The sequence below is a fragment of the Nocardia sp. NPDC051756 genome (assembly GCF_040681495.1).
Classification (GTDB): Bacteria; Actinomycetota; Actinomycetes; order Mycobacteriales; family Mycobacteriaceae; genus Nocardia.
This window is the reverse complement of record NZ_JBFAYV010000001.1, coordinates 315578-340241: the sequence shown is the minus strand read 5'-3', so window position 1 is coordinate 340241 and position 24664 is coordinate 315578. Positions and strand designations below refer to the sequence as shown.

The 24664-nt window shown below is 67.2% G+C and carries 30 protein-coding genes; 15 read left to right on the top strand and 15 right to left on the bottom strand.

The features are described from left to right. Nucleotides 1–52 precede the first annotated feature (52 nt). From atpB to AB0M22_RS01620, 5 genes are all read left to right on the top strand, one after another. Nucleotides 53–727 carry a F0F1 ATP synthase subunit A gene (gene atpB, locus AB0M22_RS01640; protein WP_364721596.1) on the top strand — a complete coding sequence of 225 codons (675 nt, stop codon included), beginning with the start codon at nucleotides 53–55 and terminating at the stop codon, nucleotides 725–727. 47 nt (nucleotides 728–774) lie between these two features. Next, on the top strand, nucleotides 775–1032 hold the full coding sequence (locus AB0M22_RS01635; protein WP_040742384.1) for a F0F1 ATP synthase subunit C: 258 nt from the start codon (nucleotides 775–777) through the stop codon (nucleotides 1030–1032). A 6-nt stretch (nucleotides 1033–1038) separates the two neighbouring features. After that, entirely contained in the window at nucleotides 1039–1551 is a 513-nt protein-coding gene (locus tag AB0M22_RS01630) for a F0F1 ATP synthase subunit B (protein ID WP_364719670.1), read from the top strand. Next, nucleotides 1548–2123: a hypothetical protein gene (locus AB0M22_RS01625; protein ID WP_364719666.1), complete on the top strand. Its 576-nt coding sequence runs from the start codon at nucleotides 1548–1550 to the stop codon at nucleotides 2121–2123. The genes AB0M22_RS01630 and AB0M22_RS01625 overlap by 4 nt, the downstream gene beginning before the upstream one ends. A 147-nt stretch (nucleotides 2124–2270) precedes the next feature. Beyond that, entirely contained in the window at nucleotides 2271–2735 is a 465-nt protein-coding gene (locus AB0M22_RS01620; protein WP_364719664.1) for a group II truncated hemoglobin, read from the top strand. Between the two features lies 1 nt (nucleotide 2736). Here the strand turns inward: AB0M22_RS01620 and AB0M22_RS01615 are convergent, their stop codons facing one another. Beyond that, nucleotides 2737–3636, bottom strand: a complete 900-nt coding sequence (locus AB0M22_RS01615; RefSeq protein ID WP_364719662.1) for a serine hydrolase — start codon at nucleotides 3634–3636, stop codon at nucleotides 2737–2739. 343 nt (nucleotides 3637–3979) lie between these two features. Here AB0M22_RS01615 and AB0M22_RS01610 point away from each other — a divergent pair, with 343 nt between their 5' ends. Continuing rightward, a complete protein-coding gene (locus AB0M22_RS01610) occupies nucleotides 3980–4699 on the top strand; it encodes an LppP/LprE family lipoprotein (RefSeq protein ID WP_364719660.1) in 720 nt (239 codons plus the stop codon). A gap of 68 nt (nucleotides 4700–4767) precedes the next feature. On the opposite strand, the gene AB0M22_RS01605 is transcribed toward AB0M22_RS01610, so the two are convergent. Further along, nucleotides 4768–5400 (bottom strand): DedA family protein, encoded by a 633-nt coding sequence (locus AB0M22_RS01605; protein ID WP_364719657.1) that lies wholly within the window; start codon nucleotides 5398–5400, stop codon nucleotides 4768–4770. 72 nt (nucleotides 5401–5472) lie between these two features. Here AB0M22_RS01605 and AB0M22_RS01600 point away from each other — a divergent pair, with 72 nt between their 5' ends. Beyond that, on the top strand, nucleotides 5473–6093 hold the full coding sequence (locus AB0M22_RS01600; RefSeq protein ID WP_364719654.1) for a TetR family transcriptional regulator: 621 nt from the start codon (nucleotides 5473–5475) through the stop codon (nucleotides 6091–6093). A gap of 3 nt (nucleotides 6094–6096) precedes the next feature. On the opposite strand, the gene AB0M22_RS01595 is transcribed toward AB0M22_RS01600, so the two are convergent. Genes AB0M22_RS01595 through AB0M22_RS01585 form a run of 3 tightly spaced genes read right to left on the bottom strand, consistent with a single transcriptional unit; the run spans nucleotide 6097 to nucleotide 7729 of the window. Then, nucleotides 6097–6558 (bottom strand): SRPBCC family protein, encoded by a 462-nt coding sequence (locus tag AB0M22_RS01595; protein WP_364719652.1) that lies wholly within the window; start codon nucleotides 6556–6558, stop codon nucleotides 6097–6099. Between the two features lie 6 nt (nucleotides 6559–6564). Further along, nucleotides 6565–7188, bottom strand: coding sequence for an ElyC/SanA/YdcF family protein (locus AB0M22_RS01590; RefSeq protein WP_364719649.1), 624 nt, complete (start codon nucleotides 7186–7188; stop codon nucleotides 6565–6567). A gap of 34 nt (nucleotides 7189–7222) precedes the next feature. Further along, nucleotides 7223–7729 carry an Lrp/AsnC family transcriptional regulator gene (locus AB0M22_RS01585; RefSeq protein ID WP_364719647.1) on the bottom strand — a complete coding sequence of 169 codons (507 nt, stop codon included), beginning with the start codon at nucleotides 7727–7729 and terminating at the stop codon, nucleotides 7223–7225. Between the two features lie 63 nt (nucleotides 7730–7792). Between AB0M22_RS01585 and AB0M22_RS01580 the strand changes: the two genes are divergently transcribed. Both AB0M22_RS01580 and AB0M22_RS01575 read left to right on the top strand, forming a co-directional pair. Further along, nucleotides 7793–8674, top strand: a complete 882-nt coding sequence (locus AB0M22_RS01580) for an EamA family transporter (RefSeq protein ID WP_364719645.1) — start codon at nucleotides 7793–7795, stop codon at nucleotides 8672–8674. After that, nucleotides 8674–9654 (top strand): aldo/keto reductase, encoded by a 981-nt coding sequence (locus AB0M22_RS01575; protein ID WP_364719642.1) that lies wholly within the window; start codon nucleotides 8674–8676, stop codon nucleotides 9652–9654. The genes AB0M22_RS01580 and AB0M22_RS01575 overlap by 1 nt, the downstream gene beginning before the upstream one ends. Before the next feature lie 21 nt (nucleotides 9655–9675). Here AB0M22_RS01575 and AB0M22_RS01570 read toward each other — a convergent pair whose 3' ends face one another. The 6 genes from AB0M22_RS01570 to AB0M22_RS01545 form a co-directional block, all read right to left on the bottom strand. Further along, complete coding sequence (locus AB0M22_RS01570) at nucleotides 9676–10608, bottom strand: DMT family transporter (RefSeq protein ID WP_364719639.1); 933 nt, start codon at nucleotides 10606–10608, stop codon at nucleotides 9676–9678. A gap of 114 nt (nucleotides 10609–10722) precedes the next feature. Continuing rightward, nucleotides 10723–11112 (bottom strand): D-ribose pyranase, encoded by a 390-nt coding sequence (gene rbsD, locus AB0M22_RS01565; RefSeq protein WP_364719636.1) that lies wholly within the window; start codon nucleotides 11110–11112, stop codon nucleotides 10723–10725. 12 nt (nucleotides 11113–11124) lie between these two features. Next, complete coding sequence (locus AB0M22_RS01560) at nucleotides 11125–12057, bottom strand: ribokinase (protein WP_364719633.1); 933 nt, start codon at nucleotides 12055–12057, stop codon at nucleotides 11125–11127. Next, the gene (locus AB0M22_RS01555; RefSeq protein WP_364719630.1) at nucleotides 12054–12839 is read right to left on the bottom strand and encodes an ATP-binding cassette domain-containing protein; all 786 of its coding nucleotides are present in this window, start codon (nucleotides 12837–12839) and stop codon (nucleotides 12054–12056) included. Before AB0M22_RS01555 ends, AB0M22_RS01560 begins: the two co-directional genes overlap by 4 nt. Before the next feature lie 7 nt (nucleotides 12840–12846). Beyond that, nucleotides 12847–13821: an ABC transporter permease gene (locus tag AB0M22_RS01550; RefSeq protein WP_364719628.1), complete on the bottom strand. Its 975-nt coding sequence runs from the start codon at nucleotides 13819–13821 to the stop codon at nucleotides 12847–12849. After that, complete coding sequence (locus AB0M22_RS01545; protein ID WP_364719625.1) at nucleotides 13818–14834, bottom strand: substrate-binding domain-containing protein; 1017 nt, start codon at nucleotides 14832–14834, stop codon at nucleotides 13818–13820. Before AB0M22_RS01545 ends, AB0M22_RS01550 begins: the two co-directional genes overlap by 4 nt. Before the next feature lie 138 nt (nucleotides 14835–14972). Between AB0M22_RS01545 and AB0M22_RS01540 the strand changes: the two genes are divergently transcribed. After that, on the top strand, nucleotides 14973–15977 hold the full coding sequence (locus AB0M22_RS01540; RefSeq protein WP_364719623.1) for a LacI family DNA-binding transcriptional regulator: 1005 nt from the start codon (nucleotides 14973–14975) through the stop codon (nucleotides 15975–15977). Nucleotides 15978–16001: 24 nt separating this feature from the next. On the opposite strand, the gene AB0M22_RS01535 is transcribed toward AB0M22_RS01540, so the two are convergent. Both AB0M22_RS01535 and AB0M22_RS01530 read right to left on the bottom strand, forming a co-directional pair. After that, nucleotides 16002–17027, bottom strand: coding sequence for a winged helix-turn-helix domain-containing protein (locus AB0M22_RS01535; protein WP_364719621.1), 1026 nt, complete (start codon nucleotides 17025–17027; stop codon nucleotides 16002–16004). 82 nt (nucleotides 17028–17109) lie between these two features. Then, nucleotides 17110–17337, bottom strand: coding sequence for a hypothetical protein (locus AB0M22_RS01530; protein WP_364719619.1), 228 nt, complete (start codon nucleotides 17335–17337; stop codon nucleotides 17110–17112). A 163-nt stretch (nucleotides 17338–17500) separates the two neighbouring features. On the opposite strand from AB0M22_RS01530, the gene AB0M22_RS01525 reads away from it, so the two are divergent. From AB0M22_RS01525 to AB0M22_RS01510, 4 genes are all read left to right on the top strand, one after another. Further along, the gene (locus AB0M22_RS01525; RefSeq protein ID WP_364719617.1) at nucleotides 17501–18715 is read left to right on the top strand and encodes a M20/M25/M40 family metallo-hydrolase; all 1215 of its coding nucleotides are present in this window, start codon (nucleotides 17501–17503) and stop codon (nucleotides 18713–18715) included. A gap of 183 nt (nucleotides 18716–18898) precedes the next feature. After that, a complete protein-coding gene (locus AB0M22_RS01520; protein ID WP_364719615.1) occupies nucleotides 18899–19474 on the top strand; it encodes a MauE/DoxX family redox-associated membrane protein in 576 nt (191 codons plus the stop codon). Beyond that, complete coding sequence (locus tag AB0M22_RS01515) at nucleotides 19471–19743, top strand: twin-arginine translocation signal domain-containing protein (protein ID WP_364719613.1); 273 nt, start codon at nucleotides 19471–19473, stop codon at nucleotides 19741–19743. Before AB0M22_RS01520 ends, AB0M22_RS01515 begins: the two co-directional genes overlap by 4 nt. A gap of 105 nt (nucleotides 19744–19848) precedes the next feature. Further along, a complete protein-coding gene (locus AB0M22_RS01510; RefSeq protein WP_364719610.1) occupies nucleotides 19849–21153 on the top strand; it encodes a cyclopropane-fatty-acyl-phospholipid synthase family protein in 1305 nt (434 codons plus the stop codon). Nucleotides 21154–21171: 18 nt separating this feature from the next. On the opposite strand, the gene AB0M22_RS01505 is transcribed toward AB0M22_RS01510, so the two are convergent. Continuing rightward, on the bottom strand, nucleotides 21172–22170 hold the full coding sequence (locus AB0M22_RS01505; RefSeq protein WP_364719608.1) for a diiron oxygenase: 999 nt from the start codon (nucleotides 22168–22170) through the stop codon (nucleotides 21172–21174). 146 nt (nucleotides 22171–22316) lie between these two features. Here AB0M22_RS01505 and AB0M22_RS01500 point away from each other — a divergent pair, with 146 nt between their 5' ends. After that, entirely contained in the window at nucleotides 22317–23030 is a 714-nt protein-coding gene (locus AB0M22_RS01500) for a DsbA family oxidoreductase (RefSeq protein WP_364719605.1), read from the top strand. Between the two features lie 66 nt (nucleotides 23031–23096). On the opposite strand, the gene AB0M22_RS01495 is transcribed toward AB0M22_RS01500, so the two are convergent. After that, the gene (locus AB0M22_RS01495) at nucleotides 23097–24257 is read right to left on the bottom strand and encodes a lipase family protein (RefSeq protein ID WP_364721594.1); all 1161 of its coding nucleotides are present in this window, start codon (nucleotides 24255–24257) and stop codon (nucleotides 23097–23099) included. Nucleotides 24258–24664: the final 407 nt, after the last annotated feature.

Genomic DNA, 24664 nt, shown 5'->3' with positions numbered 1-24664 from the left:
GGAAGAACCGAAGATCAAAGTCGGCCACCACGCGGTCGCGCACGTCTTCGGTATGGCCTTCAATGTCGACACCATCGTGTCGACGACGGTCGCCGCGCTCATCGTGCTCGGCCTGGCCTTCTTCCTGCGCCTGAAGATCACCTCCGGGGTGCCGAACGGCGTGCAGCTGTTCTTCGAGGCCGTCACCATCCAGATGCGCAGTCAGGTGGAAAGCGCCATCGGCATGAAGGTCGCGCCGTTCGCGCTGCCGCTCGCGGTCACCCTGTTCGTCTATATCCTGCTGTCGAACTGGTTGTCGGTGCTGCCGGTGCAGATCGGTGACGGCGAGTTGCTCGCGCCGCCGGCCTCGGACGTCAACTTCGTCTACGCACTCGCCTTGTTCGTCTTCATTGCCTATCAGTCCGCGGGCATCGCGCGGCGCGGCCCGTTCGGTCACGTCAAGCAGTTGCTGAAGGGACATACGGGCTGGGGCCCGATGGTGTTCATCAACGTCATCGAGGAAATCGCCAAGCCGCTCTCGTTGTCCCTGCGATTGTTCGGAAACATGTTCGCGGGCGGCGTGATGCTCTCCGTGATCACGTTGTTCCCCTTCTGGATCAGCTGGGGTCCCAATGCTGTCTGGAAACTGTTCGACTTGTTCGTCGGCGCAATTCAGGCTTTCATCTTCTCGCTGCTGACCGTCCTGTACTTCAGCCAGTCGATGTCGTTGGAAGACGAACACCACTGATCGGCGAGGTGCCGATCGAGTCCACATCCGAGAATAGGAAGTAGAAAATGGCAGACCCAACCACCGCGTCCATCATCCAGGGCGCCCTCATCGGCGGCGGCATCATCATGGCCGGCGGCGCCATCGGCGCAGGCATCGGTGACGGCCTGGCCGGCGCGGCGCTGATCAATGGTGTAACCCGGCAGCCGGAGGCCGAGGGTCGGTTGCGCGGCATCTTCTTCCTGACCGTCGGTCTGGTCGAGGCGGCGTACTTCATCAATCTAGCCTTCATGGCCCTTTTCGTATTCGCGACTCCCGGCAAGTAACCGGGTATGTCTCCGAGAACCGATGTAGTTGCCGCGGAGAACTTCCTCATCCCCAACGGCACCTTTTTCGTCGAGTTGCTGATCTTCCTGATCGTGCTCGGCGTCATCTGGTTCTTCGTGGTTCCGCCGATCCGCAAGGTTCTGGAGGAACGCGAAGAGCGGGCCGCAGAGACCCTGGCGACGACCAAAGAGGCGAGGCAATTGTTCGCCGAGGCCGAAGCCAAGCATCAAGCGGCACTCGAGAAGACGCGGTCGGAAGCGGCCGCGATCCGGAGCAAGGCGCGAGCCGAGGGCCGGGAAATTCTCGAGGAGATGCGCGGACAGGCGCAGCAGGAAGCCAATGGCATCGTCGCCGAAGCCGAGGCGCAATTGCGGGCACAAGCGGATCAGATCGCCGCGGAGTTGCGCGAGACGGTCGAGCCATTGGCTCGATCGCTGGCCGACCGCGTGGTCGGTGTCGATGATGAGCGGCGGGCCGAGACAAGTCGAGGCCGGCAGACAGGACGGGCGTCGTCATGACTCCTAGCAGCGACATCCTTGCCGAAGGCATCTACCAGATCCATTTCGAGTGGCAGGTGTTCTTCAGCCAGCTGTTCGGCTTCGCGATCATCGTCTGGTTCATGATCAAATACATTGTGCCGTGGGTCAAAAAGATAATGGCCAAGGCGCAGGGCGACATTCGCAAACAGATCGAAGAGAACGAGCAGGCGGCCGCCCGGCTGAGCAAGGCCAAGCAGGTCTACGACGAGGGCATGGCCGAGGCGAAAGCCGAACTGGCCCAACTGCTCGAGGACGCGCACGCCGACGCCGAAGACATCGTGGTGAAGATGCGGGAAACCGCCGCCGCCGAGGTCGAACGCGTCGGCAAGCAGGGCCGCGACCAGATCGAGCTGATGCGCAGGCAGCTGATCCGCGATCTGAAGGCCGACTTCTCCAAGCAGGTCATGACGCACACCACCGAGAGCGTGCGCGAGCAGGTCCAATCGCCGCAGATCAAGTCCGACGCGGTCGAGCGGTTCCTGGACGACCTGCAGGCGATGGCGAACACCGGATCCTCGGGCCGGACCCGCACCCAGTCCCAGTGGAACTGACCGCGCACCAACGACGGACCTGAGCCCCACTCACCGCACTCGAGCGGGGCCCTCCGGCAAGAAAAACCGCTCGGCCTCCTCCGGCTGCGGCCATTATGCTGGCGCATGTTCGATTAGTGCCATGCCGTTGTGGATCGGAGTTCAATAATGACGGAGGCAACGCCCACTCTCTACGAATGGGCCGGGGGCACAGCGGCTTTCGAGGCGCTCACCGAAGTTTTCTATCGCGAGGTCCTGAAGGACGAGCTGGTCGGCCCGTTGTTCGCCGGCATGGATCCGGGACATCCGAAATACGTCGCGATGTGGCTGGCCGAGGTCTTCCGCGGACCGGAGGCCTACAGCACCGACCGCGGTGGTTACGCGCATATGGTCCGCCAGCACCTCGGCAAGGCGATCACCGAGCCACAACGCCGCCGCTGGATCAATCTGCTCATGGACGCCGCCGACGAGGTGGGCATGCCGAACGACCCTGAGTTCCGCTCCGCGTTCTTCGCCTACATCGAATGGGGCACCCGGCTCGCCCACTCGAACTCCCAGCCCGACGCCACGCCGCCGCTGAAAGCGCCGATGCCGCACTGGGGTTGGGGCGAAGCGCCGCCCTATCAGCCCTGAGCTAGCTGAAGTAGTCCTTGAACAGGATCTCGCTGACCTTGGTGACGGTCTCCCTACCGACCTGGTAGCCATCGTCGACCACCTGGGTGTTGTTCATGATGGCAACGGTGAATTGCTCACGCGGACCGACGAACCCGACCGAGTTCATCAGCCACGAGCCGTCGTCGTTGTCATCGGACCAGCCGTTCTTGTTCCCCGGCGCCGCCCGGTCCCCCGCACCCCAGACACCCCACTGCTGGTTGGTGTCCAGGGAATCCCCGCCGTCGACCGAGCGCATCTCGCCGACCAGGTAGTTGCGGTGCCGGGCGGGCATCTTCTCCAGGATGAAATCGATCAGCTGCTCTAGGTCGTTCGCGGTGGCCAGAATCCAACCCCAGGAATCCGGGTGCCGGTCGGCGAACCTGATGCCCGCCATGCCGAACGACCGGAACCGCGGCGCGAACGTCTTCTCCCCGCCGTAGCGGTCCCACAGGGTGGTCGCCGCGTCGTTGTCGCTGGAATGCAGCATCCGGTGCATCAGCTCGCGGTCCTCGGCGCCGAGCGTGATCGCGCCGAGGTCGTCGCGCAGCAGCAGGTCGGTCGCCATCGCCAGTTTCGGGGTGGAACAGGCCCAGATCGGTGTCGCCGCATTCGCGTTGCGCCACACCGCGCCCGTGCGACGGTCGCGTACCACGATCCCGGTGAAGCCGGGACGGCTCTTCGCGTACGCCTCCGCCTGCGCGATCCGCGAGGTGAACGCGGCGTCGAAACCGTGCGACACACTGGGCTCCTCCCGCGCCGGGGTCCCGGGTACCGGACCGGGGTGCTCGGTTACCCGCGGCTCGTACATCAGTGCGGCCGCGATCACCGAGCCGGCCACCAGGAGACCGGAGAGCACGAACGGAACCCTCGACTTCCGCATGAACGCCCTTCCCTCGCTGTGTCGCTAGACGGAAAACGCAGGTCACCGGTAGTGCTCGGTGTTCTGCATCTTTCCCAGCGGACCGGGCGGGAGCAACCCGACACTCTGCAGCGGCGTCGATTCGACCTCGGGCGCCGGTGCCCCCGACATCGGGGGCATTATTTTTGCCATGACACAACTCAAGTGAAACTTAGTAACACGTACCGGAATTCACCCGATGACCACTGTGTCGTCGCGGGTTCGCGGATGGAGGACCGCGTACGGGTTTCGGGAGACCGGAGCCTTCGCGAGGACGCAGCAGTACGGACAACTACAGACCAACCACACCGATTCCGGGGGTTCAATGAACGTCAAGTCATGGGCTTTTGCCGCACTAGCCGCCAGCGTCGTCCTCGGCGCCACCGGCTGCGGTTCCAGCTCGACGCCACAGGCGGCGTCCAGGACACCGATCCCGTCGGCCGCGCCCGCGTCACCCGGCGCGTCGACACCGGCCCAGCCGGGCGACACCGATCGGCCCGGCACTCCGCCGCAGGCGCAAACGAACGCACCCGAGACCGAGAAGGCACCGCCGCGCGCCAGCGTGCCGGTCGACCAGAAGGAACCCGCGCCCGCCCCGCCGCCGCCCGCGAATCAACCGCCCAACGGCAGCGGACACGGCCTGTGCTTCGACTCGAATTCCCAGCTCGCCCGCAACGCGCTGGGCCGGCTGGCGCCGAACAAAGAGGGATACCCGTGGGTCATCCTCGAGGCGAGCAATGATCCGATCGACGCGGGCTGCTCCGGCGTCCTGTCCTGGATGCTGGTCGACTGGAACGGCAGCCACCCCGGCTATCACGTCCTGTTCTTCACCAACGGCACGTACCTGGGCACGGCGACGTCCAAGTACTACGGCTACACGACGGTCCTCGGCAAGACCAAGAACACCGTCTCGGTGCAGTACCGCTGGGCGCTGCCGCAGGATGCCCTGTGCTGCCCGTCCGGCGGCCCGTCCACGGTGACCTACACCTTGAACGGCACCACCGTGACCGCCCAGGGCCAGTTCCCCCCGGATCCGGACAAGTAGACCCGACACGAAAACGCCCCTGCCCCTTCATGTTCGAAGGGCAGGGGCGTTTCGGTATCCACTCGAGTTCACGGCTCGGCGGGGGAACGCGGCGGCCGGGTGGCCGAAGGTGGCGGTTGCAGTCGACGGCTCAGTTCGCCGAGGGTGATGACCACCGCGACGAGCACGACGGCGAAGGCCAGGCCGGCGAGCGGGGACTCTTGAAAAGTGTTGCCGCCGAAGTAGCCCAGTAAGGCACCGGATACACCCCAGAGCAGGGCTCCGACGAGGTCGAACGCGGTGAAGGTGCGGGGCGGGACGCCGACCGCGCCCGCGGTGAGGGTCGTGAGGATGCGCATGCCGGGGAGGAAGCGGCCGACGATGATTACCACCGGGCCGCGACGTTCCAGGAAGCCGGCTATCCAGCCGATTGCGCGGTGGCGCTTGGTTCCTTCGGGGAATTTGCGCAGTATCGGCCGGCCCGCGTGCCTGCCGATCCGATAGCTCACCTGGTCGCCGGCGGCCGCCCCGGCAGTTGCCGCGAGCATCAGCAGGCCGAGGTTCGGCGTTCCGGTCGCGGCGAACGCCCCGGCGGCGAGCAGGGCCACCTCGCTGGGAAATATCGGCAGCACGCCGTCGAGCGCGGCGATCGCGAAGAGGACGAGATAGACGGCGGGCGAACCCATTACGTCACGTGCGAGATCCAACAGCTGATCGTTCATGCCTCCTGATACTAGTATCATTTGTTACTAGTAACATTTCATATTCGGGACCCGCTGAAGGAGGATCTGCCTGTGACGTCACCGAACCGTTCGACCGCCGGCTCCGGGTCGCACCGCGAACGGAAGAAGGCGCTGGCGCAGGCCACGATGCAGCGCGAGGCGTTGCGCCTGTTCCGCGAGCAGGGGTACACGGCGACCACGATCGATCAGATCGCCGCGGCCGCGGGCGTATCGCGGGTGACCTTCTTTCGCTACTTTCCGACCAAGGCCGATGTCGTGCTGCACGACGTCGCCGACCTCGCGGTGCTCGGCGCGCTGCCGGAAGCGCTCGACGGGGTCGATCCGGTTCGCGCACTGCGTGAAACGGTGCGCACGCTGAGCGACTCGGCAGCACCCGAGGACCACGCGATCAATGCCGAGCGAGAACTGCTGTTGCGGACCGTTCCCGAACTCCGGGCCCGAGTGCCCGCCCAGATGGCCGCCGCGATCCCGGCGCTGGCGGCCGAACTCGCCCGGCGGCTCGGCCGACCCGCGAACGACCTTGCCCTCACGACGCTTTCCGGCGCGATCATCGGGGTGGCGATCGCGGCGTGGACCGCGGCGGCCGACGATTTGTCGGAGGGATTCATGGCCCGCCACCGGCAATTGCTCGACGACTGCCTGGCCCGGCTGGAAGGCGGGCTGAAGCTGTGAGTGTCAGTCGCGCTCGGCGAGGGTTCGCAGTAGCGCGAGGTCTCGGCGGAAGGTGCGGGCGAACAGCGGTGCGAACAAGCGCATTCCGATCGCGCCCGGCAGGCCGAGGGGCGGTTGCAGGCGCTCGGTCCAGTCGAGCCGGGCGCGTCCGCCGGGCAGTTCCGTCAGCCGGATGTCGCCGCGGCCCTTGACCCAGCCCAGGTGCACGATGCCGAGCTGGGTGGGATCCGATCCGTCCGGCGGCTGCCACACGTCGACGCGGATCCGGTCTCGGGTGGCGATGCCGCCGATGCGCACGGTGGTCGCCACGATCGTGCCGACGCCGGACCGCTGTGCCGACTCCACCTCGAAAGCGGAGGCTTCGCGCATCCACTCCCCCTGGTTCTCCCAGTCGGTGAGCAGCTCCCAGATCCGTTGCGGCGCAGCCGAAATGTCGATGCCGACGGTCACCACCACGGGTCGCACGGCAAGTCACCGCCCGATCAGTGCGGCGACGGCTTTGGGCGCGGCGAGCCACTCGCGAATGTTGTTGCGGATCACCGTCGTTGGACGGCACTCGCAGTAGGCCGTGACTCCGTCGGCATCGATGCCCTCGGCCCGGCACAGTGCGACCGCGCGGGGCACGTGCCGGTACTGCGTGACGATGATCGCCCGATCGATGCCGAACAATCGCTTCGCGCGTTCGCAGGTGGCGCGCGTCGACAATCCTTCGCCGTCGGGTCGGACGAGCGCCGGATCGATCCCTTGATCGACGAGATACTTTGTCATCGAGGCGATCTCGTCGCCCGAGGTGCCCGCCGCGTCGCCGGACACCAGGATCTCCCCGGCCTTCCCGGCCCGCACGAGCTCGATCGCGACATCGAGCCGGCCACGCAGATACGCCATCGGCGCACCATCCGGGCCGACCTTCGCCCCGGGCACTATCACGACCGGAACCGCCGGCGCGTCCGCCGGGCCGAACCGATGGCCGGACGACACCAGCCACAGCCGGGCATTCGCGCCGACCACGACCAGCACCAGCCCGGTCGCCGCGACCGCGGTCACGCCGAGCAGCCTGCGCGCCCAGCGCCTCCCCGGCTTTCGATCGTCCACCACCGCAACCCCTTTCCCGTCGATCCCAGTGTGCACGCTATCGCTCGTCGAGGACCGGAACGGGCAGCGGCCGCCGCGGCACCGGCTCGGACACCACGATCGAGGTGGTTGTCTGGCCGAACATGAGGAACCCGTCGAGCAACTCCTCCAGCTCACCGATCGACGGTCCGTGCACCTTGAGCAGGAAGCAGTCCTCGCCGGTGATCCGGAAGCACTCGACCACCTGCGGCGTGTCCTTGGCCGCGGCCACGATCTTGGGCAGCTGGCCGGGGCCGGGCTTGATCCGGACCAGCGCGGTCACCGGCATGCCGAGCGCGGCCGGGTCGACCTCCATCCGGAAGCCGGTGATCACGCCGAGCCGTTCCAGGCGCTGCACCCGCTCGGTGACCGCGGGCGCGGACATGCCGACCCGGCGGGCGAGTTCGGACATGGACAGTCGCGGATCGTCGTGCAGCTCGTTGAGCAGCCGCACATTCACCTCGTCCAGCAGCCGAGATCGCTCGGTGAAGGCATCTCGGCCATTCGGCCTTGATTTTCCAGCCAACTCGCGTCACCTTCCTGGAAAGTGCCATTCCGGCCACCGGCATTTCTTTGGAAGATACTCCGCATGACCACACCGCCCGAGCTCGCTGCGCGGCGCACCCGATCGCGGATGCCCGCGCCGGCGTACTTCGGCATCAGCGCGATCTTCCACTACCTCGGGCCCGCCTGCGCCGTGTTGCTGTTCGCGCGGATCGACGTGCTGGGTGTGGCCTGGTTGCGAATCGCCAGCGCCGCAGTGGTTTTCGCGGTGTGGCGCAAGCCTTGGCGGCTGGTCCGGCGCTGCTCACCGGAGCAGCGGTGGGTGCTGCTCGGGCTCGGGGTGGTGCTCGCGGCCATGAACGCGACGTTCTACCTGGCCATCGCGCGACTGCCGCTGGCCACCGTCGGCGCGATCGAATTCCTCGGCCCGATCGTGCTCGCCGCGGCCGGGGTGCGCAGCGGCCGCAACGCGATCGCACTCGTACTCGCCGTGGCCGGGGTGGCGGCCTTGGCCGACATCCAATTGGCCGGTGCGCCACTGGGATTCGCCTTCGCCCTGGTCAACTGCGCGCTGTTCGTGCGCTACGTGGTACTCGGCCATCGAATTGCCAATACCGGCGTGGGTTTCGCCGGAATCGACCAGCTCGGCGCGGCGATGCTGATCGCCGCGCTGGTCGCGACGCCGTTCTGCCTCGGCGCCGCGGCCCCCGCGTTCACCAGCCCGGCGGCGCTGCTGGCCGGGGCCGGCGTCGGCATCTGCTCGTCGGTAATCCCCTATGTGACCGATCAACTCGCGATGGCCCGGTTGAGCAGGCACACGTTCGCGCTGATGCTGAGCATTCTGCCCGCGGTCGCGACGGTCATCGGGATCGTCGTGCTCGACCAGGTTCCCGCCGTCGCGGAGTTGATCGGCATCGCGCTGATCGCCGCGGGCGTCTCGATTCACCGGCAAGCAAAGGAGAAATGATGGAATACGTACGGCTGGGCGCCTCCGGTCTCGTGGTGTCGCGGCTCTGCCTCGGCATGATGAGCTACGGCAGTCCCGCGTCCCGGGATTGGATCCTCGGCGAGGACGCCGCGGAGCCGATCGTCCGGCGGGCCGTCGAGTCGGGGGTGACCTTCTTCGATACCGCGGACATGTACTCCGACGGGGTCAGTGAGCTGGTCACCGGGCGGTTGCTCGCCAAGCTGTTCCCCCGCCGCGACGACTACGTGCTGGCCACCAAGGTCTACTTTCCGATGGGCTCCGGCCCGAACGACAAAGGCTTGTCCCGCAAGCACATCATGGCCGCGATCGATGCCTCGCTCGACCGGCTCGGCGTCGATCACGTCGACCTCTACCAGATCCACCGCTGGGACAACGAGACGCCGATCGAGGAGACCATGAGCGCGCTGCACGACGTGGTCGCGGCCGGAAAGGCCAGATACATCGGCGCGTCGAGCATGTTCGCCTGGCAGTTCGCCAAGGCACAGCAGGTCGCCGAGACGCACGGCTGGACCAGGTTCGTCTCGATGCAGAACCACTACAACCTGGTCTACCGCGAGGAGGAACGGGAGATGATCCCGCTGTGCCGCGACCAGGGTGTCGGCGTCATCCCGTGGAGCCCACTGGCGCGGGGGCTGCTGACCGGCTCCCGCGAGCGCGGCAGCGAACAGACCACCGTGCGATCCGGCTCCGACCCCATCGCGGACGCCATGTACGTCGACGCCGACTTCGACGTGGTCGACGCGGTGCGCGCGGTCGCCGCCGAGCGCGGGCTGCCGCCGGCCCGGATCGCGCTGGCCTGGCTGCTCGGCCGGCCCGGTGTCACCGCGCCGATCATCGGCGCGACCAAGACCGAACACCTGGTGGACGCGCTGGCCGCCGAGCCGATACGGCTGAGTGAGGAGGAGGTGGCCGCGCTGCACGCGCCGTATCGGCCGCACGCCGTGCTCGGCCACCACTGACGGCGAGCGCCGGTGTGGCGCTTACGTCGGAGTCGAAACCTCTTGCGTGACCGTGTCTTCGGGTTCGACCGGCTTGTCCGCCCGGGACCTGGTGATCGCCACACCGGACAGGCACAGCAGGCCGCCGAGCACGGCGAGCAGGCCGGGAACCTCGTCGAGGGCGATCCAGGCCATCAGGATGACCAGGGCGGGAACGGCGTAGGTGGTCACGCCCATCTTTCCCGCGGTGGTGCGGGAGAGCGCGTAAGCCCAGGTGGTGAAGGCCAGAGCGGTCGGGAACACGCCCAGGTAGACCACGCTCAACGTCGAGGACAACGGTGCGTCGGCGGCCTCGCGGAACAGTTGCCCCGCGAACGGCAGGCAGGCAATGGTGCCGATGACGCACCCGCCGGTGGTCACCTGCAACGCGGACGCGTGCACCAGCGCGGGCTTCTGCGCGACGACCGCCACCGCCCAGGCCAGCGCCGCGGTCAGGCAGAGGACGACGCCCAGCACCGCGGCACTGCCGCCACCGGAATTCGACAGCCCGACCACGACCGCGCCGGCGAACGCCACCGCGATCCCGGCCATCAGCCGCGCCGGAAACCCTTCGCGGAGCACGAGTCCGCTCAGCACCGCGATCAGGATGGGGCCGATGTTGATCACCATCGCCGCGGTCCCCGCGTCGACGTGCTGCTCGCCCCAGTTCAGCGCCACCATGTAGACCCCGAACCACAGCACACCGGACACCAGAATCCCCGGCCAGGCGCCCCGGGCCGGCAGGCCCTCACCGCGGATGACCAGGATGATCACCAACGCGATCGCGCCGGTCAGCAGTCGGCCGAGGGCCAGCGCGCCCGGCGAGAAGTCTGCTCCCGCGGCCCGGATGAACACGAAGGCCGAGGCCCACAGCACCACGGTGACCGCGGCCGCGATGACGGCCTTCTGCTCGGCCGAGCGAACGACTTGCTCCATTTATCGAACGCTAGATGACCTGCCGCGCGAACTCACGCGGTTTTCGGCCACGGCATTTGTTGTGATGGTCACGGGTCCAGGATGGAATAAACCTGTTCGGCAACCGCGTAATGCCTACAACCACGGCACGCCCGCGCGGAACAACACGTTGGCATAGGGTCGCGCCTCGCCGGTGCGAACGACGAAGCGGCATCGACCGATTCGCTGCTTGAACTCTTCATGATCGAGTAACTCGGCCTTCAAGCGATTCGTCAGCAGGTCCGCCGCTTCCGGGTTGGCCGTGACGACGTCGGCGCTGCCCCAGGCCGCCTCGACGGCGATCTCGTCGAGGATCAGCTCGACCACCGGCGCGAATCGCGGCATGCCGTAAGTGATTCCGAGATCGATCACCGGAACCGAGGGCGGCACCGGCAGACCCGAGTCGCTGACGGCGAAGGTGTCGGTGTGCCGGAGCGCGACCAGGGCCGACATGAGTTCGGCGTGAATCAATCCACCTGTACGCAAGGAGGTTCCAATCTAGTTGTGCGCGGGCGGTACCGCGGTCAGCGCCGCGACGACCTGCGCCCGAGTGGGATAGGCGGCATGAGTGCCCGGCGACTGGACGGACAGGGAGGCGGCGGCCGTGGCGAAGGCGACCGCCTCGGGCAGGTCGACTCCGTCGGCCAAGGCGGTGGACAACGCGCCGACGTACGCATCGCCCGCTCCGGTCGAATCCACCGAGTCGACCTGTGGCGCAGCTTGATACGTGATCTCGACCGAATCCGCGGTCCTACGGACCAGGATCGAGCCGTCCGCGCCCAAGGTGACAACGACCGACGGCGCTCCCCGCAGGCACAGCGAGCGTGCGGCCCGACCTGCTTGCTCCCTGGTCCCGGTCGCGGTACCGCTGATCGCGGCCAACTCGTATTCGTTCACCACGAGCGGATCGCACCGGCACAACAGGTCATCGTCGAGTTGCGCCGCCGGAGCCGCATTGAGCACGAACCGGCGCGCCAGACCGGCCGCCCAGCTGACCACGCCCAGGGGTATTTCGAGTTGCGCGACAACGACATCCGCCGATCCGAGCAAATCGGCCTCGGCCGGTTCCGCACCGGGTTCCCAGACGAAGTTGGCACCGGGGTCCACCACGATCTGGTTCTCCCCCGCGGCGACCGTGACGTACGCCCGCCCGGTCCGCACACCCGGGACTTCCCGCAGCCCAGTCGTTTTCACCCCCGCAGCACCCATCGAGTCGCGCAACGCCCCGGCGGCGGAATCGCGCCCGACCCGTCCGACGAACTCCACGCACCCGCCGACCTTGGCGGCGGCAACCGCCTGGTTGGCCCCCTTGCCGCCCGGATTCGTCCGCGAGCCGACGGCCAGCACGGTCTCCCCCGGCCCGGGCAGCTTCGCCACCTCACACACCACATCTTGGTTCATCGATCCGATGACCACGACCACCCCGGTCACGAGACCTGGTGTTCCACAGCGGGCTTCGGCTCCAGGTTGCCCGGCGCGGCCCCGGTGATCAACGCCACCAACCGATCTCCGTCGATCTCCCCCACCCGGTGCGCGGCCACCGAACGCCCGCGGCGCAGCACCACCACGTTGTCGCAGATCCGCATCACCTGGGCCAGATCATGACTGATGATCAACACGGTGACCCCGCGGTCGCGCAGCCCGCGCACCAGCTTCTCCACCGCCGCCGTCTCCCGCACACCCAGCGCGGCGGTCGGCTCGTCCATGATCACCATTGCCTTGCCCCAGGCGACCGCGCGCGCGATGGCGATACTCTGCCGCTGACCACCGCTCATCCGGCGCACCGTGGTCCGCACCGACGGCACGTCCACGTCGAGATCCCGCAGGATCTCCCCGCTGCGGCTGATCATCGCCTTCCGATTGACGATCTTGATCGGCCAGGACGGATACACGAGTTCCCGGTTCAGGAAGAGGTTCTGCCACACGGTCAGATCGTCGATCAGGGCGAGATCCTGATACACGGTCTCGATGCCCAGCTTCCGGGCATCCTCCGGCGATCCGAGCCGCACCGGCGCACCGCGGAAGCGGATCTCGCCGGAATCGGGCGGCTGGACGCCGGTCAGGCAGCGCACCAGGGTGGACTTGCCCGCCCCGTTGTCCCCGACCAGCGCGGTGACCTCGCCTTCCGGAATGGTCAGGGTGACGTCGTCGAGCGCGCGGACGGAGTCGAACGACTTCGTCAGGCCGCGGGCCTCCAGCATCGGTTCGGTCATGACTTGCCTACTTCCGGAATCGCGAAATAGCCGCTGCGAGAAGCAATACCGCGCCCACCGCGATCGGCTGGTAGTACTGCGAGATGCCGAGGATGGTGAACCCGTTGATCAGCGAGGTGAACAGGATGGCGCCGCAGACGGTGCCGAGCACCGAGGCCTTGCCGCCGCTCAGCGACGAACCGCCGAGCACCACCGCCGCGATCGAACTCAGCAGATAGGTGGTTTGCAGCGACGGATCGGCGCCGCCGTTGCGCGCGACCAGCATGACGCCGGCGACGCCGCACAGCAGCCCGCAGGCGCTGTAGGCGAGCAACCGGATCCGGCGCACCGGAATGCCGGTCTCCCTGGCCGAGTCGATATTGCCGCCGGTGGCGAGCAGGTGCGTGCCGACCCTGGTGCGGAACAGAATGCCCGCCACCCCGAGCGCAGCGACCAGCGCGAGCAGCCAGAACCAGCGCAGCGGGCCTGCGCCGTCCAGCGCAAGGCTTTGCAGGAAGGGCGAATTCACCGCCACGCTGTTGCCGCTGGTGAGCAGCAGGGTGCAGCCACTGAGCACGCTCAGCGAGCCGAGCGTGACCACGAAGTCGGTCATCTGGAAGTGCCCGATCAACAGTCCGTTGACCACCCCGACCAGCAAGCCGCCCAGGATCGCCACCACGATGCCTGCCGTCAGGGGGTACCCGTGACTGGTGAAGTACCCGAGCAGCGCCGCCGACCACGGCAGCGTCGCGCCGACCGACAGGTCGATGCCGCCGACCACCACGGCGAACTGCTGCCCGAGCGCGAGCACGGTCAGGATGGTCGACGCGACGAGCAGGTCGTCGATGTTGCTGGTGGTCAAGAAGTTCGGCGTCGCGATGAAGAACCCGAGCCACACGAGCACCAGCGCGATCGGCGCCGCGTAGTCGGCCAGCTTGGCCGGGATGCGCCGCTCGCCGAGCCGGCCGGGTGCGGCGCGCGCGACATCGGCGATGGCGCTCACTTGTTCACCAACCCGGCCAGCGGATTGTCGAATGTGGTGATGGGCCGCGGGAACGCGGTGATCTGCTGTTCGACATTGTCCGCGCCGATGAACGCGATCGGCGCGACCACCCGGTCCGGGATGGCCTTGCCCTGATGCTTGGCCAGGCAGGCCTGGATCGCGAGTTCGCCTTCGGCGTACGGGTATTGGGTGACGGTTCCGTGCAGGGTGCCCGCCTTGACCGCGGCCAGCGCGGCCTGGATGCCGTCGACCGAGATGACCTTGACCTGCCCGGTGCGGCCCGCGTTCTTGATCGCCTGTGCGGCGCCGAGTCCCATGGTGTCGTTGGCCGCGAAGATCCCGGTGATGTCCGGATGCGCCTTCAGGATCGCCTCGGTGACGGTGAGACCCTTGTCCTGCTCGTAGTCGGCGGGTGCGCGCTGCACGATCTCCAGCTTGCCCGCGACCGCGTCGGTGAAGCCCTTGTCCCGGTTGATGCCGTTCTGCTCACCGGCAATGCCTTGCAGCACAATCACTTTGCCGCTGCCACCGAGCGCGTCGAGCATCTTCTCGCCGGCGATCTTGCCCGCCGCGAGGTTGTCCGAGCCGATGAAGCTGGCGTAGCCGACCCCGGCCTGCTTGGAGGCGTCCGCGTCGATCTGGGTGTCCAGATTCAGGATGGGAATGTTCTTGCGGGCCACCGGAACCAGCGGGGTGATCACGTTGGTCGCGTTCACCGGCACCACGGCGAAGCAGTCGTAGCCCTGCGCGGCCAACGTGGAGATCTGCGCGTTCTCGCCGTCGGCGTCGGTCTCGGACTGGCCCGCCTGCACCGCGACGTCGACCCCGAGCCGTTTGCCCTCCGCCAGCGCGCCGTCGCGCAGTGCCGCCCAATACGGGTTGGTGAAGTTGCGGGTGACTACGGCGATCTTGAAGTCGGACGAGGCGTCGCCGCCGCGGCCGCATCCGGCGGTGAGGGCCGCCGCGCTGACGAGGGCCAGGGCCACAAGCCCGATCCGGTATCGAGTGCTCATCTGGTATTCGACCTATCCTGTACGAGTTCAACTCGTGTTGACAACACGAGTTGATGTGTAGTGTGTGACCCGCATCACGAGACTGTCAAGGGTTCTTCGGCAGCTCGCTCGAATTGCCAGCACGACAGGAGTGACCCGATGGCAGTCACCCGAGCCGACGTGGCCCGGCTCGCCGGCACCTCACCCGCCCTGGTGAGCTACGTGCTCAACGACGGTCCACGCAGCGTCGCCCCCGCGACCAGAGCCCGCATCGAAGCCGCCATCGAGCAGCTCGGCTACCGGCCGAACATGTCCGCGCGCAGCTTGCGGATGAACCGCGGACATGCGCTCGGGATGGTCATTCCCGACGGGGCGAATCCATTCTTCGCCGAGCTGTCCGCGGTCGTCGAGGCGGCCGCGTTCGCGCGCGGATTCCCGCTGATCGTCGGCAACGCCGCGGGCGACGAGGCCAGGGAGCGCGCGTATGTGAGTGCGTTCATCGATCGCCGGGTCGAAGGGCTGCTGGCGATTTCGTCGTCCTGGGAGTCGGGCATCGCCGATGCGTGCGCGGCGGCCGACATGGCGTTGGTTGCGGTGGACCGGATCATCGATCCGGGGCGGTGCGCGCACGTCATGTGCGATTCCCTGGCCGGGGCGCGAATTGCCGTGGAGCACTTGATCTCTCATGGGCATCGCGATATCGCCTGCCTCAGTGGACCGCACGTATCGACCGCCGACGAACGGGTCGCGGGTTATCGGCAGGCGCTGCACGATGCCGGATTGCCCGAAAGTGTCGTCGTGCGTGCCGAATTCGGCGGCGCCGCGGGCTATCACGCGCTCGACGAGTTGATGAGCGGCGCGACCACGCCCACCGCGGTATTCGTCACCAGCGATCTCCAGGCGATGGGCATGTTGCGCGCGGCCTACGACGCGAACCTGCGCGTCCCCGACGATCTCGCGATCGTCGGATTCGACGGCATCGAGTACTCCCGTTACACCAGGCCCGGTTTGACGACCATGGTTCAGCCGACCCGCAAGATGGGCGAACTGGCGGTCGAACTCTTGCTGAAGCAGATCGATACCGGGTCGGCCGAACCGGGAGTGGTCAGCCTGGGCGCGGAATTGAAGACGCGCGGTTCCTGTGGGTGCGCGGACGAGTTCTGAGTTACTCCGCTGCCGCGCAAGGCATTACGCGATCCGGACGTTGCTGCCGAGATTGCCGTCGAGCAGGGCCGCGCCGAGCGTGGTCACCTCGTGGCGCATGGCATTGCGGTGCCGCCAGCTGTCGATGAGTCCGGACTCGCGCAGGATCGATGCGTGCTCGCTCGCCGTCGCGGGCGAAACCCCCAGTCGGCGAGCGAGTTCGGTGGTGCTACAGCCCTCCGCGATCACCTGGAGCGCGGCCGCGCGGGTGCGGCCGAGCAGCGCGGTCAGGGCCTCGTTGGTCGCGCGCGGACCCCACGCGGCGGTGAAATCGTTGATGTCGCGCAGGGCCGGGACGATCACCGTCATCGGTGCGTCCTTGTCCACCAGGGACATCAGCGTGAGCGGCTGGGGCCAGGCGAACAGGGACGGGATGATGATCAATCCGCGGCCGTCGAGGTGCTCGTCGTGGGTGCAGTCGTGCTGGCGGTGGATTTCGAGTACCGGCGCGCGCCAGCTCACGTAGGGGTGCAGATCGGCCAGCAGCCGTTCCACCCCCTCGGTGGCGAGCGTGTGCGCCATCCGTTCGGCGGCCTGTTCGAGATAGGTCTGGATGTGGGACCAGCGTCCGGCGAACGCCACCGAGTGGAACGCCTCGACAGCATCGGCGACATTGCGGCGCGCGGTGCCGTCGCGATCCGACAGCTCGGCCGTCCAAGCAGGCAGGGGCGCTTGCCCTTCCCGCGCCCGGCTGCGGATAACGCTGTCCAACTCCATCCGCAGTTCGTCGCGGGAGGCCAGGTGCAAGGCCTCGATGCCCGCGGAGATCGACCGGGCGCCCCGGGTCGGCGTGATCAGGTCGAGAAACGAATCGTCGGCGGGCAAGATGTCGGCCAGCACCCCGAAATTGGCCGGCATCGCGCCGCGCACCTGGCTGCGCCAGCCCGCGAAACCCGCGACGTTTCTACGCTGCACCACCCGGGTGGCCAGCATCGTCTCCGCGATGGCGCCGAGCGGGGCGCCGACGCGGATGCGCAGCAGATCGTCCGGCGTGCAATAGATCCGCTTCATCTTCGACGACCTCGCCTGTTCGCGGACGGGCCTCGCCCGGCCGCCACTCCCCTGCCCCGATACCGCAAGACGGCACCTCCGATCACCAAGAACCTCGCCACCGTACCGCGATGAGCGGGTCCACTCCCAGCAAAAGATCGTCCACATGCACCGGAGTCAGCGACTCCTTCGCCGCCAGCTCGTCGCGCCGCGACCACATGGGTGGCAACCGCCGCCGCCCCCGTTTCCATTCCGCCGCCAGGCCGTCGATCAGCCGGGCCACCGCCGGAACGACGCCGCCATCGGCGCGCCCCGCTACGTTTTCCATCATCTTCCAACTCCTCGTTGTCACTGTTCAGAGCCTATGAACGAGGAGGGGTCAAGGTCACCATGATTCGGCCAAGGCCGAAACACCGAGCAATCGATGTGGCTCGGCAGGAGGTCTCGGGGGTGAACCGGCCCGTAATCGGCGGGGGTCGGCGACACTCGAAATCGTGACGATCGATGACTCCGCCAGGGTTCGAGCGTGGCTCGAACCGCGTGCCGACGAGATGGCGGGGCTGCTGAGCGCGCTCGTCGGACAGGAGACGGAGAATCCGCCCGGTCGTGGTCTGCGCGGGTGTGCCGGTGTGCTGGCCGATGCGATGGGCGGGCTCGGGATCGACGGGGAGATCATCGGGGTGCCGGCGATGGGTGGGCAGGAGGATCCGTGCATTGTCCGGGCGACGGTCGGGGACGGCGCGAAAACTCTATATTTCCATGGGCATTTCGATGTCGTGCCGGTGCAGGATCGCGGGCAGTTCACCGCTCGGCGGGCGGACGGCAGGATCGTCGGCCGCGGTACCGCCGACATGAAGGGCGGCATCGTCAGCATGCTCTACGGGGCGGCCGCCGCGCGGGAGCTCGGGCTGCTCGGGGACGGCAAGATCGTCGTTCACCTGGTGTGCGACGAGGAGACCGGCAGCGTCGCGGGGTCGGGATTCCTGCGGCGGCACAGCATGATCGACCCGGCCGCGGTCGCCATGGTCACGGCGGAGCCGAGCGCGGGCAAGATCTGGCATGCCGCGCGCGGAGCGGTCAGCCTGCGGGTCACCGTGCACGGGCGCGAGGCACACGTCGGGCAGGCGAACTTCGGGATCAACTCGTTTCAGCACATGGTGCGGATCGCGGCGCCGCTGGAGAAGTACGTCCGCACGATGCTGGCCCGGCACACGGCATTCGCCATGGACGGCAACGACGGGCGCGGCTCGATGGTCGTGGTCGGCGGACTGTCCGGCGGCGGATCCAACTTCAACGTGGTCCCCGGCACCACCTGGTTCACCATCGACAGCCGGTTCAATCCCGAGGAGGACCTCGAGGTCGAGCTGAAGAACCTGACCACGATCATCGAGACCGCCGCCGACGGCATCGGCGCGGAGGTGACCATCGAGCTGACCCAGTTCCAGCCGTCGGCGAGCACCGATCGGCACGACCCGACGGGCCGGGCTCTCGCGCAATGCATTTCGCGCGTGACCGGCGTGGAGCCGGCCTTCGAGATGTGCGCGGGCATTCTCGACACCCGCTGGTATGCCCAGCTCGACATCCCCGCCTTCGCCTACGGGGCCGGTCGGCTCGACGTCTCGCATGGACCGGAGGAGTACGTCGATGAGCGTGAGATGCGTTCGGTCGCAGCGGTTTACGCCCTGTATGCGCAAGAACTGTTGCGCTGACGCAGGACAGCGCGTTCTCGGTCAGACCACTTTTCTGCCGGAAACCCGATAGCGGGGGCGTAACTGTGCAATAGTGATACTTGATTCAATAACGGAGCGACCAATGATCGTCTGCTCATTTTACATTGCTGTGCAATACTTTTCGGCTTCCCTGTGCGTTTCCTCCGAGTGGCGGGAGACCCTGTGTGGATCGGTGTCGAACTTCTCATACGCACGATCGTCGGCGGCTTGTTCGTCGCCGCCGGTTTCGCCAAACTATCCGCGACCGCACGGTGGCGGCAGGAGTGGGTGGCGTCCTATGAGCTAGTCCCCGGGGCACTGGTCCGGCCGGCCGCAACGGCGGTGCCGCTGGTCGAACTGGCCACCGGAATCTGGCTACTACTAGGGGCTTTCGGTCCTACGAGCGTGTGGGTGGCGGTCGCGGTCCTGTTGGTTGTGACCGCGGCGGTGATCAGCGCGCTGATGCGTCGGCTCGGGGTTCCCTGCGGATGCTTCGGCATGCTGGGCGAGCTGATCTCGTGGCGCATCGTCGTCCGCAACCTGGTGCTCGTCGCGTCGCTCATCGGCCTGGCGGTACACGGCCTCACAGCGACTGTCGCGATGTTCGGTGCGCCGGCACAGATCTCGATGATCGCGATTCTGTTCGCGGTCGTCGCAACGTCGGCCCGGCGGCACTCCCGCTCTGCCCAGGACACGGAACGTGTTCCGGTAGCTGCCATTCCAATCGACAGCCCTCGAACAGAACGGCCACCGCTATGACTTCTCGACGATCCTTTCTCCAGCGCACCGGGCTAGGCGTCGTCGGTGGCGCCCTCGCCACCGCACTCGCCGCCGTTTTCCCCGAGTTCGCGCAAGCCGCACCGAGCACGTCGCTGTGCGGTAGCAGTACCGGCGAATCTCCGTGCGCCGCGAGATGCAAATGCAACAAGTACAAAGACGGCAAATGCCGAAAGCTGAACGACACGATCAACTGCTGGTGCACCAACGACTACGCGACCTGGCACACCGCACCGAGCACTTGCCCCTGAGCTGACCACCCGAAACGCCCTCGTCACCCGCCGATCCACCGCCCGACTCGGATTCCCCGCCAGTCGTTGCCGTGGTCGGCGGGCGGCGCGGGCCATAGTGGAGTGATGGGCAACAAGAGGACGGTCGCGGCGGTATTCGAACCGCTCGCGGAGGCCGCACTCGGAGCGCATCTGGCGGTGCGGTTCGAGTTCTGGGACGGCAGCTCCATCGAACCCGAGGGCGCGTGTGCGGGCACCATCCGCATCCGGTCCAAGGACGCGCTGCGCCATATGGTCTGGGCGCCAGGCGAACTCGGGATCGGACGCGCTTTTGTCTCCGGCGCGGTGGACCTGGACGGAGACATCTTCACCATCCTTCGATCGCTGGCCACGACCGCGCCCAGCGACGCCAAGCTCGGCCTCGACGCGGCCCGCAAGGCCATCGTCGCGGCCAGGGAACTCGGCGCGCTCGGGCAGCGGCCGGCGCCACCGCCGGAGGAGGCCCGGCCACGGCGCGGGCCGCTGCACACCAAACGGCGGGACGCGGCGGCGATCAGCCACCACTACGACGTCGGGAACGACTTCTATCGGCTGGTCCTCGGGGAGAGCATGACGTACTCCTGCGCGCGGTTCGCCGCCGAGGAGGATGACGGACATGTCGGCGTGAACGCGACCGTGTCGCTGGCGGACGCGCAGCGGGCCAAGCACGACATGATCTGCCGCAAGCTCGATCTGCAACCCGGGATGCGCCTGCTCGACGTCGGGTGCGGCTGGGGATCCATGGCGATGCACGCGGCCGCGACGTACGGCGTGCAGGTGGTCGGCGTGACGATCAGCAGCGCGCAGGTCGAGCTGGCGCGCGAGCGGGTCGCCGAGGCCGGGCTGTCCGCGAACGTCGAGATCAGGCTGTCCGACTATCGCGACCTGCGCGGCGAGCAGTTCGACGCCATCTCCTCGATCGGCATGTTCGAGCACGTCGGCACCAAGCGGGCCGCGGCGTACTTCGAGACCCTGCGTGCGCTGCTCCGCCCCGAGGGCCGGCTACTCAACCACGCGATCTCCTCCGCGGGCGGGTCCGTGATGGGTGGTCGCTCGTTCGTCGGCCGCTACGTCTTTCCGGACGGCGAGCTGGTCGACGTCGGTGAGGTCGCGTTGGCGATGCAGCGGGCCGGCTTCGAGGTGCGCGATGTCGAGGCGCTGCGCGAGCACTACGCGCTGACCTTGCGCGCGTGGGTCGCCAATCTCGAAAATGCTTGGGACAAAGCGGTTTCGCTCACCAGCGAAGGCCGGGCCCGGGTCTGGCGACTATATATGGCCGCCTCGGCCCTCGGCTTCGAGGACGGTGGGCTCGGACTGCACCAGGTACTCGGCGTGGTGCCGGATCCGCAGGGGCACACCGGAATGCCGGGAACCCGGCGCGCATGGCAATGAGCGCCGGGTCTCGCGCATTCAGGAGCGGGTGCGCACCGGCTCGCCGCGGTAGCGGGACTTCCCGCCGTTGATTCGCAGCAGCCGCCAGGTCAGCTTCGCCACCGGGTTCATCAGCCCGATATCGGCGGCGAGCATGCGCGCCTCGCCGAAGAAGTCGCGGCGGCGCGCACGCGCTTCGGCGCTGCGCCAGAACAACTCTCGGCGAATCCCGAGCGGAATGTCGAACTCGTGGAACAGCGAGCGTGGCGGCTTCACGATCAGGTCGCAGGCGATGAACATGATGATCGGGTAGGCCAGCGACAGCGTGCTGCGCTGCACGAACCCCAGCTTCGGCACCCGCTGCCGCAGGTACTCGTGCGCGAAGGCGATGTGGCGCGCCTCCTCGGCGATGTGGATGCGCATCACGTCGCGCATGATCGGGTGCACGTTCTCGCCCGCGCGCAGCACCGACTTCTGCACGTGGTCGATCGGCTCCTCGCCGGCGAGCACGGCGACGAAGAAGGTGGTCGGGAAGAACCGGCCGAGCAGCGGCACCAGCGGGCCGACCGCCTTCATGAACCGGCTCATGCCGGGCACGTCCAGGCCGATCCGGTTCACCATCTCCTGGAACATCAGGGTGTGGTTGACCTCCTCGGCGACCTCGTGATTGAGGTAGCGGAACTCACCGGATCCGTTCGGCACCACGGCGAACAGATAGTTCATCACGCCGCCGATCAGCACCTCTTCGAACTGCAAGCCGACCTTGGCGATGTTGGCCTGTCGCCACATCCCGATCTCGATCTTGCGCGCTTCGGTCTGCGCCAGATACCAGGGATGCGCGCCCAGCGGATCACTGTCCGCAGGCAGGATCCAGCGCGGATCGTTCGGCACCACCGCCCACTCCGGCGAGTCCCAGTCGATCTCGGTATACGGGTCGAAGTGCTTGTTCACCGACCCTTCGGAGAGCGTCGTCAGGATTCCCGCGTACGCGCTCTGCGCCGCGGTCCGAGACGGCGCCGTTGCCGACTTTGTAGCCATGACGTCTACCTCATATCCGGTCGAGGTTAATGTGACACATGTTTACAGTAACAGCCTGTCTCACTCAGATCTAGACCTCGGCGCGGAACAGATCCGGTAGCTCGGGTGTTGCGTAGACGGGGGTCGAGACGAGACTGAGGGTGCACGTGCGGGTCGAGATTTGGACCGATATCAACTGTCCGTTCTGCTACCTGGGTAAGGAGCGGTTCGGGCAGGCGTTGGCGGAGTTCGCGCATGGCGACGACGTCGAGGTGGTGCATCGGTCGTTCGAGCTGGATCCGAGCCTGGCCGCGGACGAGTCGGGGCCGGTGATCACGAAGATCGCGCAGAAGTACGGGATCAGCGAGGCGCAGGCCGCGGCCAACGAGCGCGGAATCAGGGCGCAGGCGGCCGAGTTGGGTCTGCCGTATGTGACCGAGGGGCGCGACTACGGCAGCTCGTTCGACATGCATAGGCTGCTGCACTTCGCGTTGGCGCAGGGCAAGCAGGAAGAGCTGCTCGACGCGCTCTATCGCGGGAACTTCGCGGAGGAAGCGTCGCTGTTCGGCGATCAGGAGCGGCTGGTGCGGCTCGCGGTCGACGCGGGGCTCGACGAGTCGAGTGTGCGCACTGTGCTCGATGATCCGAACGCCTATGCCGACGCGGTGCGCGCCGATGAGCGGGAAGCGGCGCAGCTCGGCGCGACCGGCGTGCCGTTCTTCGTGATCGACCGCAAGTACGGCGTCTCCGGTGCGCAGCCGGTCGCGGTGTTCGCCCAGGCCCTCGATCAGGCGTGGGGCGAGCGGCAGCCGGTCATCCAGACGATCGGTGGCGCGGACGCCTGCGGCCCGGACGGATGCGAGCTGCCGGCGCGCGATTGACCTGCCTACTCGATGAAAAATGCCCCTGATCGGTAGCTACCGATCAGGGGCATTTTCGCGGGCCGGCTAGGCGCAGTTGCTCGGCGCCGGTTTGCCGCTGTATCGACCGTCGAGCCAGTTCAGCATCGAGGGGAAGCCGATGACCGCGGTGGTCAGGTGGTCCGGCGAGGGGAAGAGTTCGGATTCCACCCGCACGCCCGCCCGGCAATAACGGTTGACCGTGTTCGCGATCGCGTCCAGCGGGATCAGGTTGTCCTGCGGGGAGTGCCACTCGAAAATCGGCGCATCGGGCACACCGCCGTACAGCTCGACGCTGTTCTCATCCGCCACCTCCCAGGCCTTCGGATCATGCGCCATCACATTGTCTTTCGCGTAATCGTCGAAGGAGTGCCCGACTCCGCGCGCGATCAGGTCATTGGTGCAGCTGTTGGCGATCTCCCTGGCCGCGGCGAGCCCGCGCTCGCTCAGGGCGTCGGTGACCGGCAGCCGGTCCGGGTACTCCCGCTCCAAGCCGAGCACGGCGGCGAAGCCGAGGCCGAACGCCGGGTGCTGGTTGTGCCCGATGGCCCAGCCCATCGTCTGCAGGTTCATCGGGACACCGCCCTCGGCGGCGCCGACGAGGTTCAGCTCCGGCGCGTACTTCGGCGCGAGCGCGGCGGCCCAAGCGGTCGCCATGCCGCCACCGGAATAGCCGGCCAACGCCACCGGGCTCTTCCCGAGGGCGAGCCGCGAGAGTCGCTGGGCGGCGCGGACGCCGTCGAGGGTGATCTGGCCGCCCAATTTCGCTGCGCCGTAGGCACTCTTCGGGCCGAGGTGATCGGGCAGGGCGACCGACCAACCGCGCAGTAGCGCGATGTTCAACGCCGGTGCGAACGGGACGATGAAGTTCGTGTCGTTGGCGTAGAGACCGTGCGAGATCGCGCACTGGGTGCCGAGCCCGTTGATGATGTGCTGAAACGACAGCAGCGGCGCGTCCGCGCGGTGGCCGTTCGGGGTCAGCACCGTGGTGGTCGCCGCGATCGGCTGGCCCTGAGAGTTGGTCGAGCGGAACTTGATCAGGGTGACCGAGGCGTTGGGGAAGTAGAACAGCGGCGGCATCGGGCGGCTGTCCAGCACGTCACCGTTGGCCTTGCTGCCGATGTCGGCCGGCGCGGCGTAGAACGGGTCCGGGTCCGGGTTCGGCCAGATCGGCTGGGCGTTTGCGGTGGCCGCGCCCGAGGTGACCATGACCGCGCTGATCGTCAGCGCGCCGAACGCCGCGAGGATCGGTCTCAGTTTCGTGCCACCGGTTGCCAACCGAAAAAGTCGTCTACCCACTGGGCTATACCTCCACTGCATCGCGAGAATTTCAGGTGATCCGGTGAACTGCATTTCACGTGCGCGAAACGACAATAGTCATCGATACGCCGCTTGTCGTGGGCGTGCCGGTGCGAAAGTGTCGCAGATTACATGCCGGTCTTAATACGAATTAAAAGCTGTGCTTATAGTGCCGCGCCGGTAATGGCGACAAGGCACGGCCAGGCTGCCTGCTAGCGCAACAAGCCTGCTGGCCAGGCGGTTTCATCGCTGCCAGAACCCGAGCAAGACTTGCGCACCATGGCAATGATTTGATTCCGCCGACCCTCTTCAGGTCG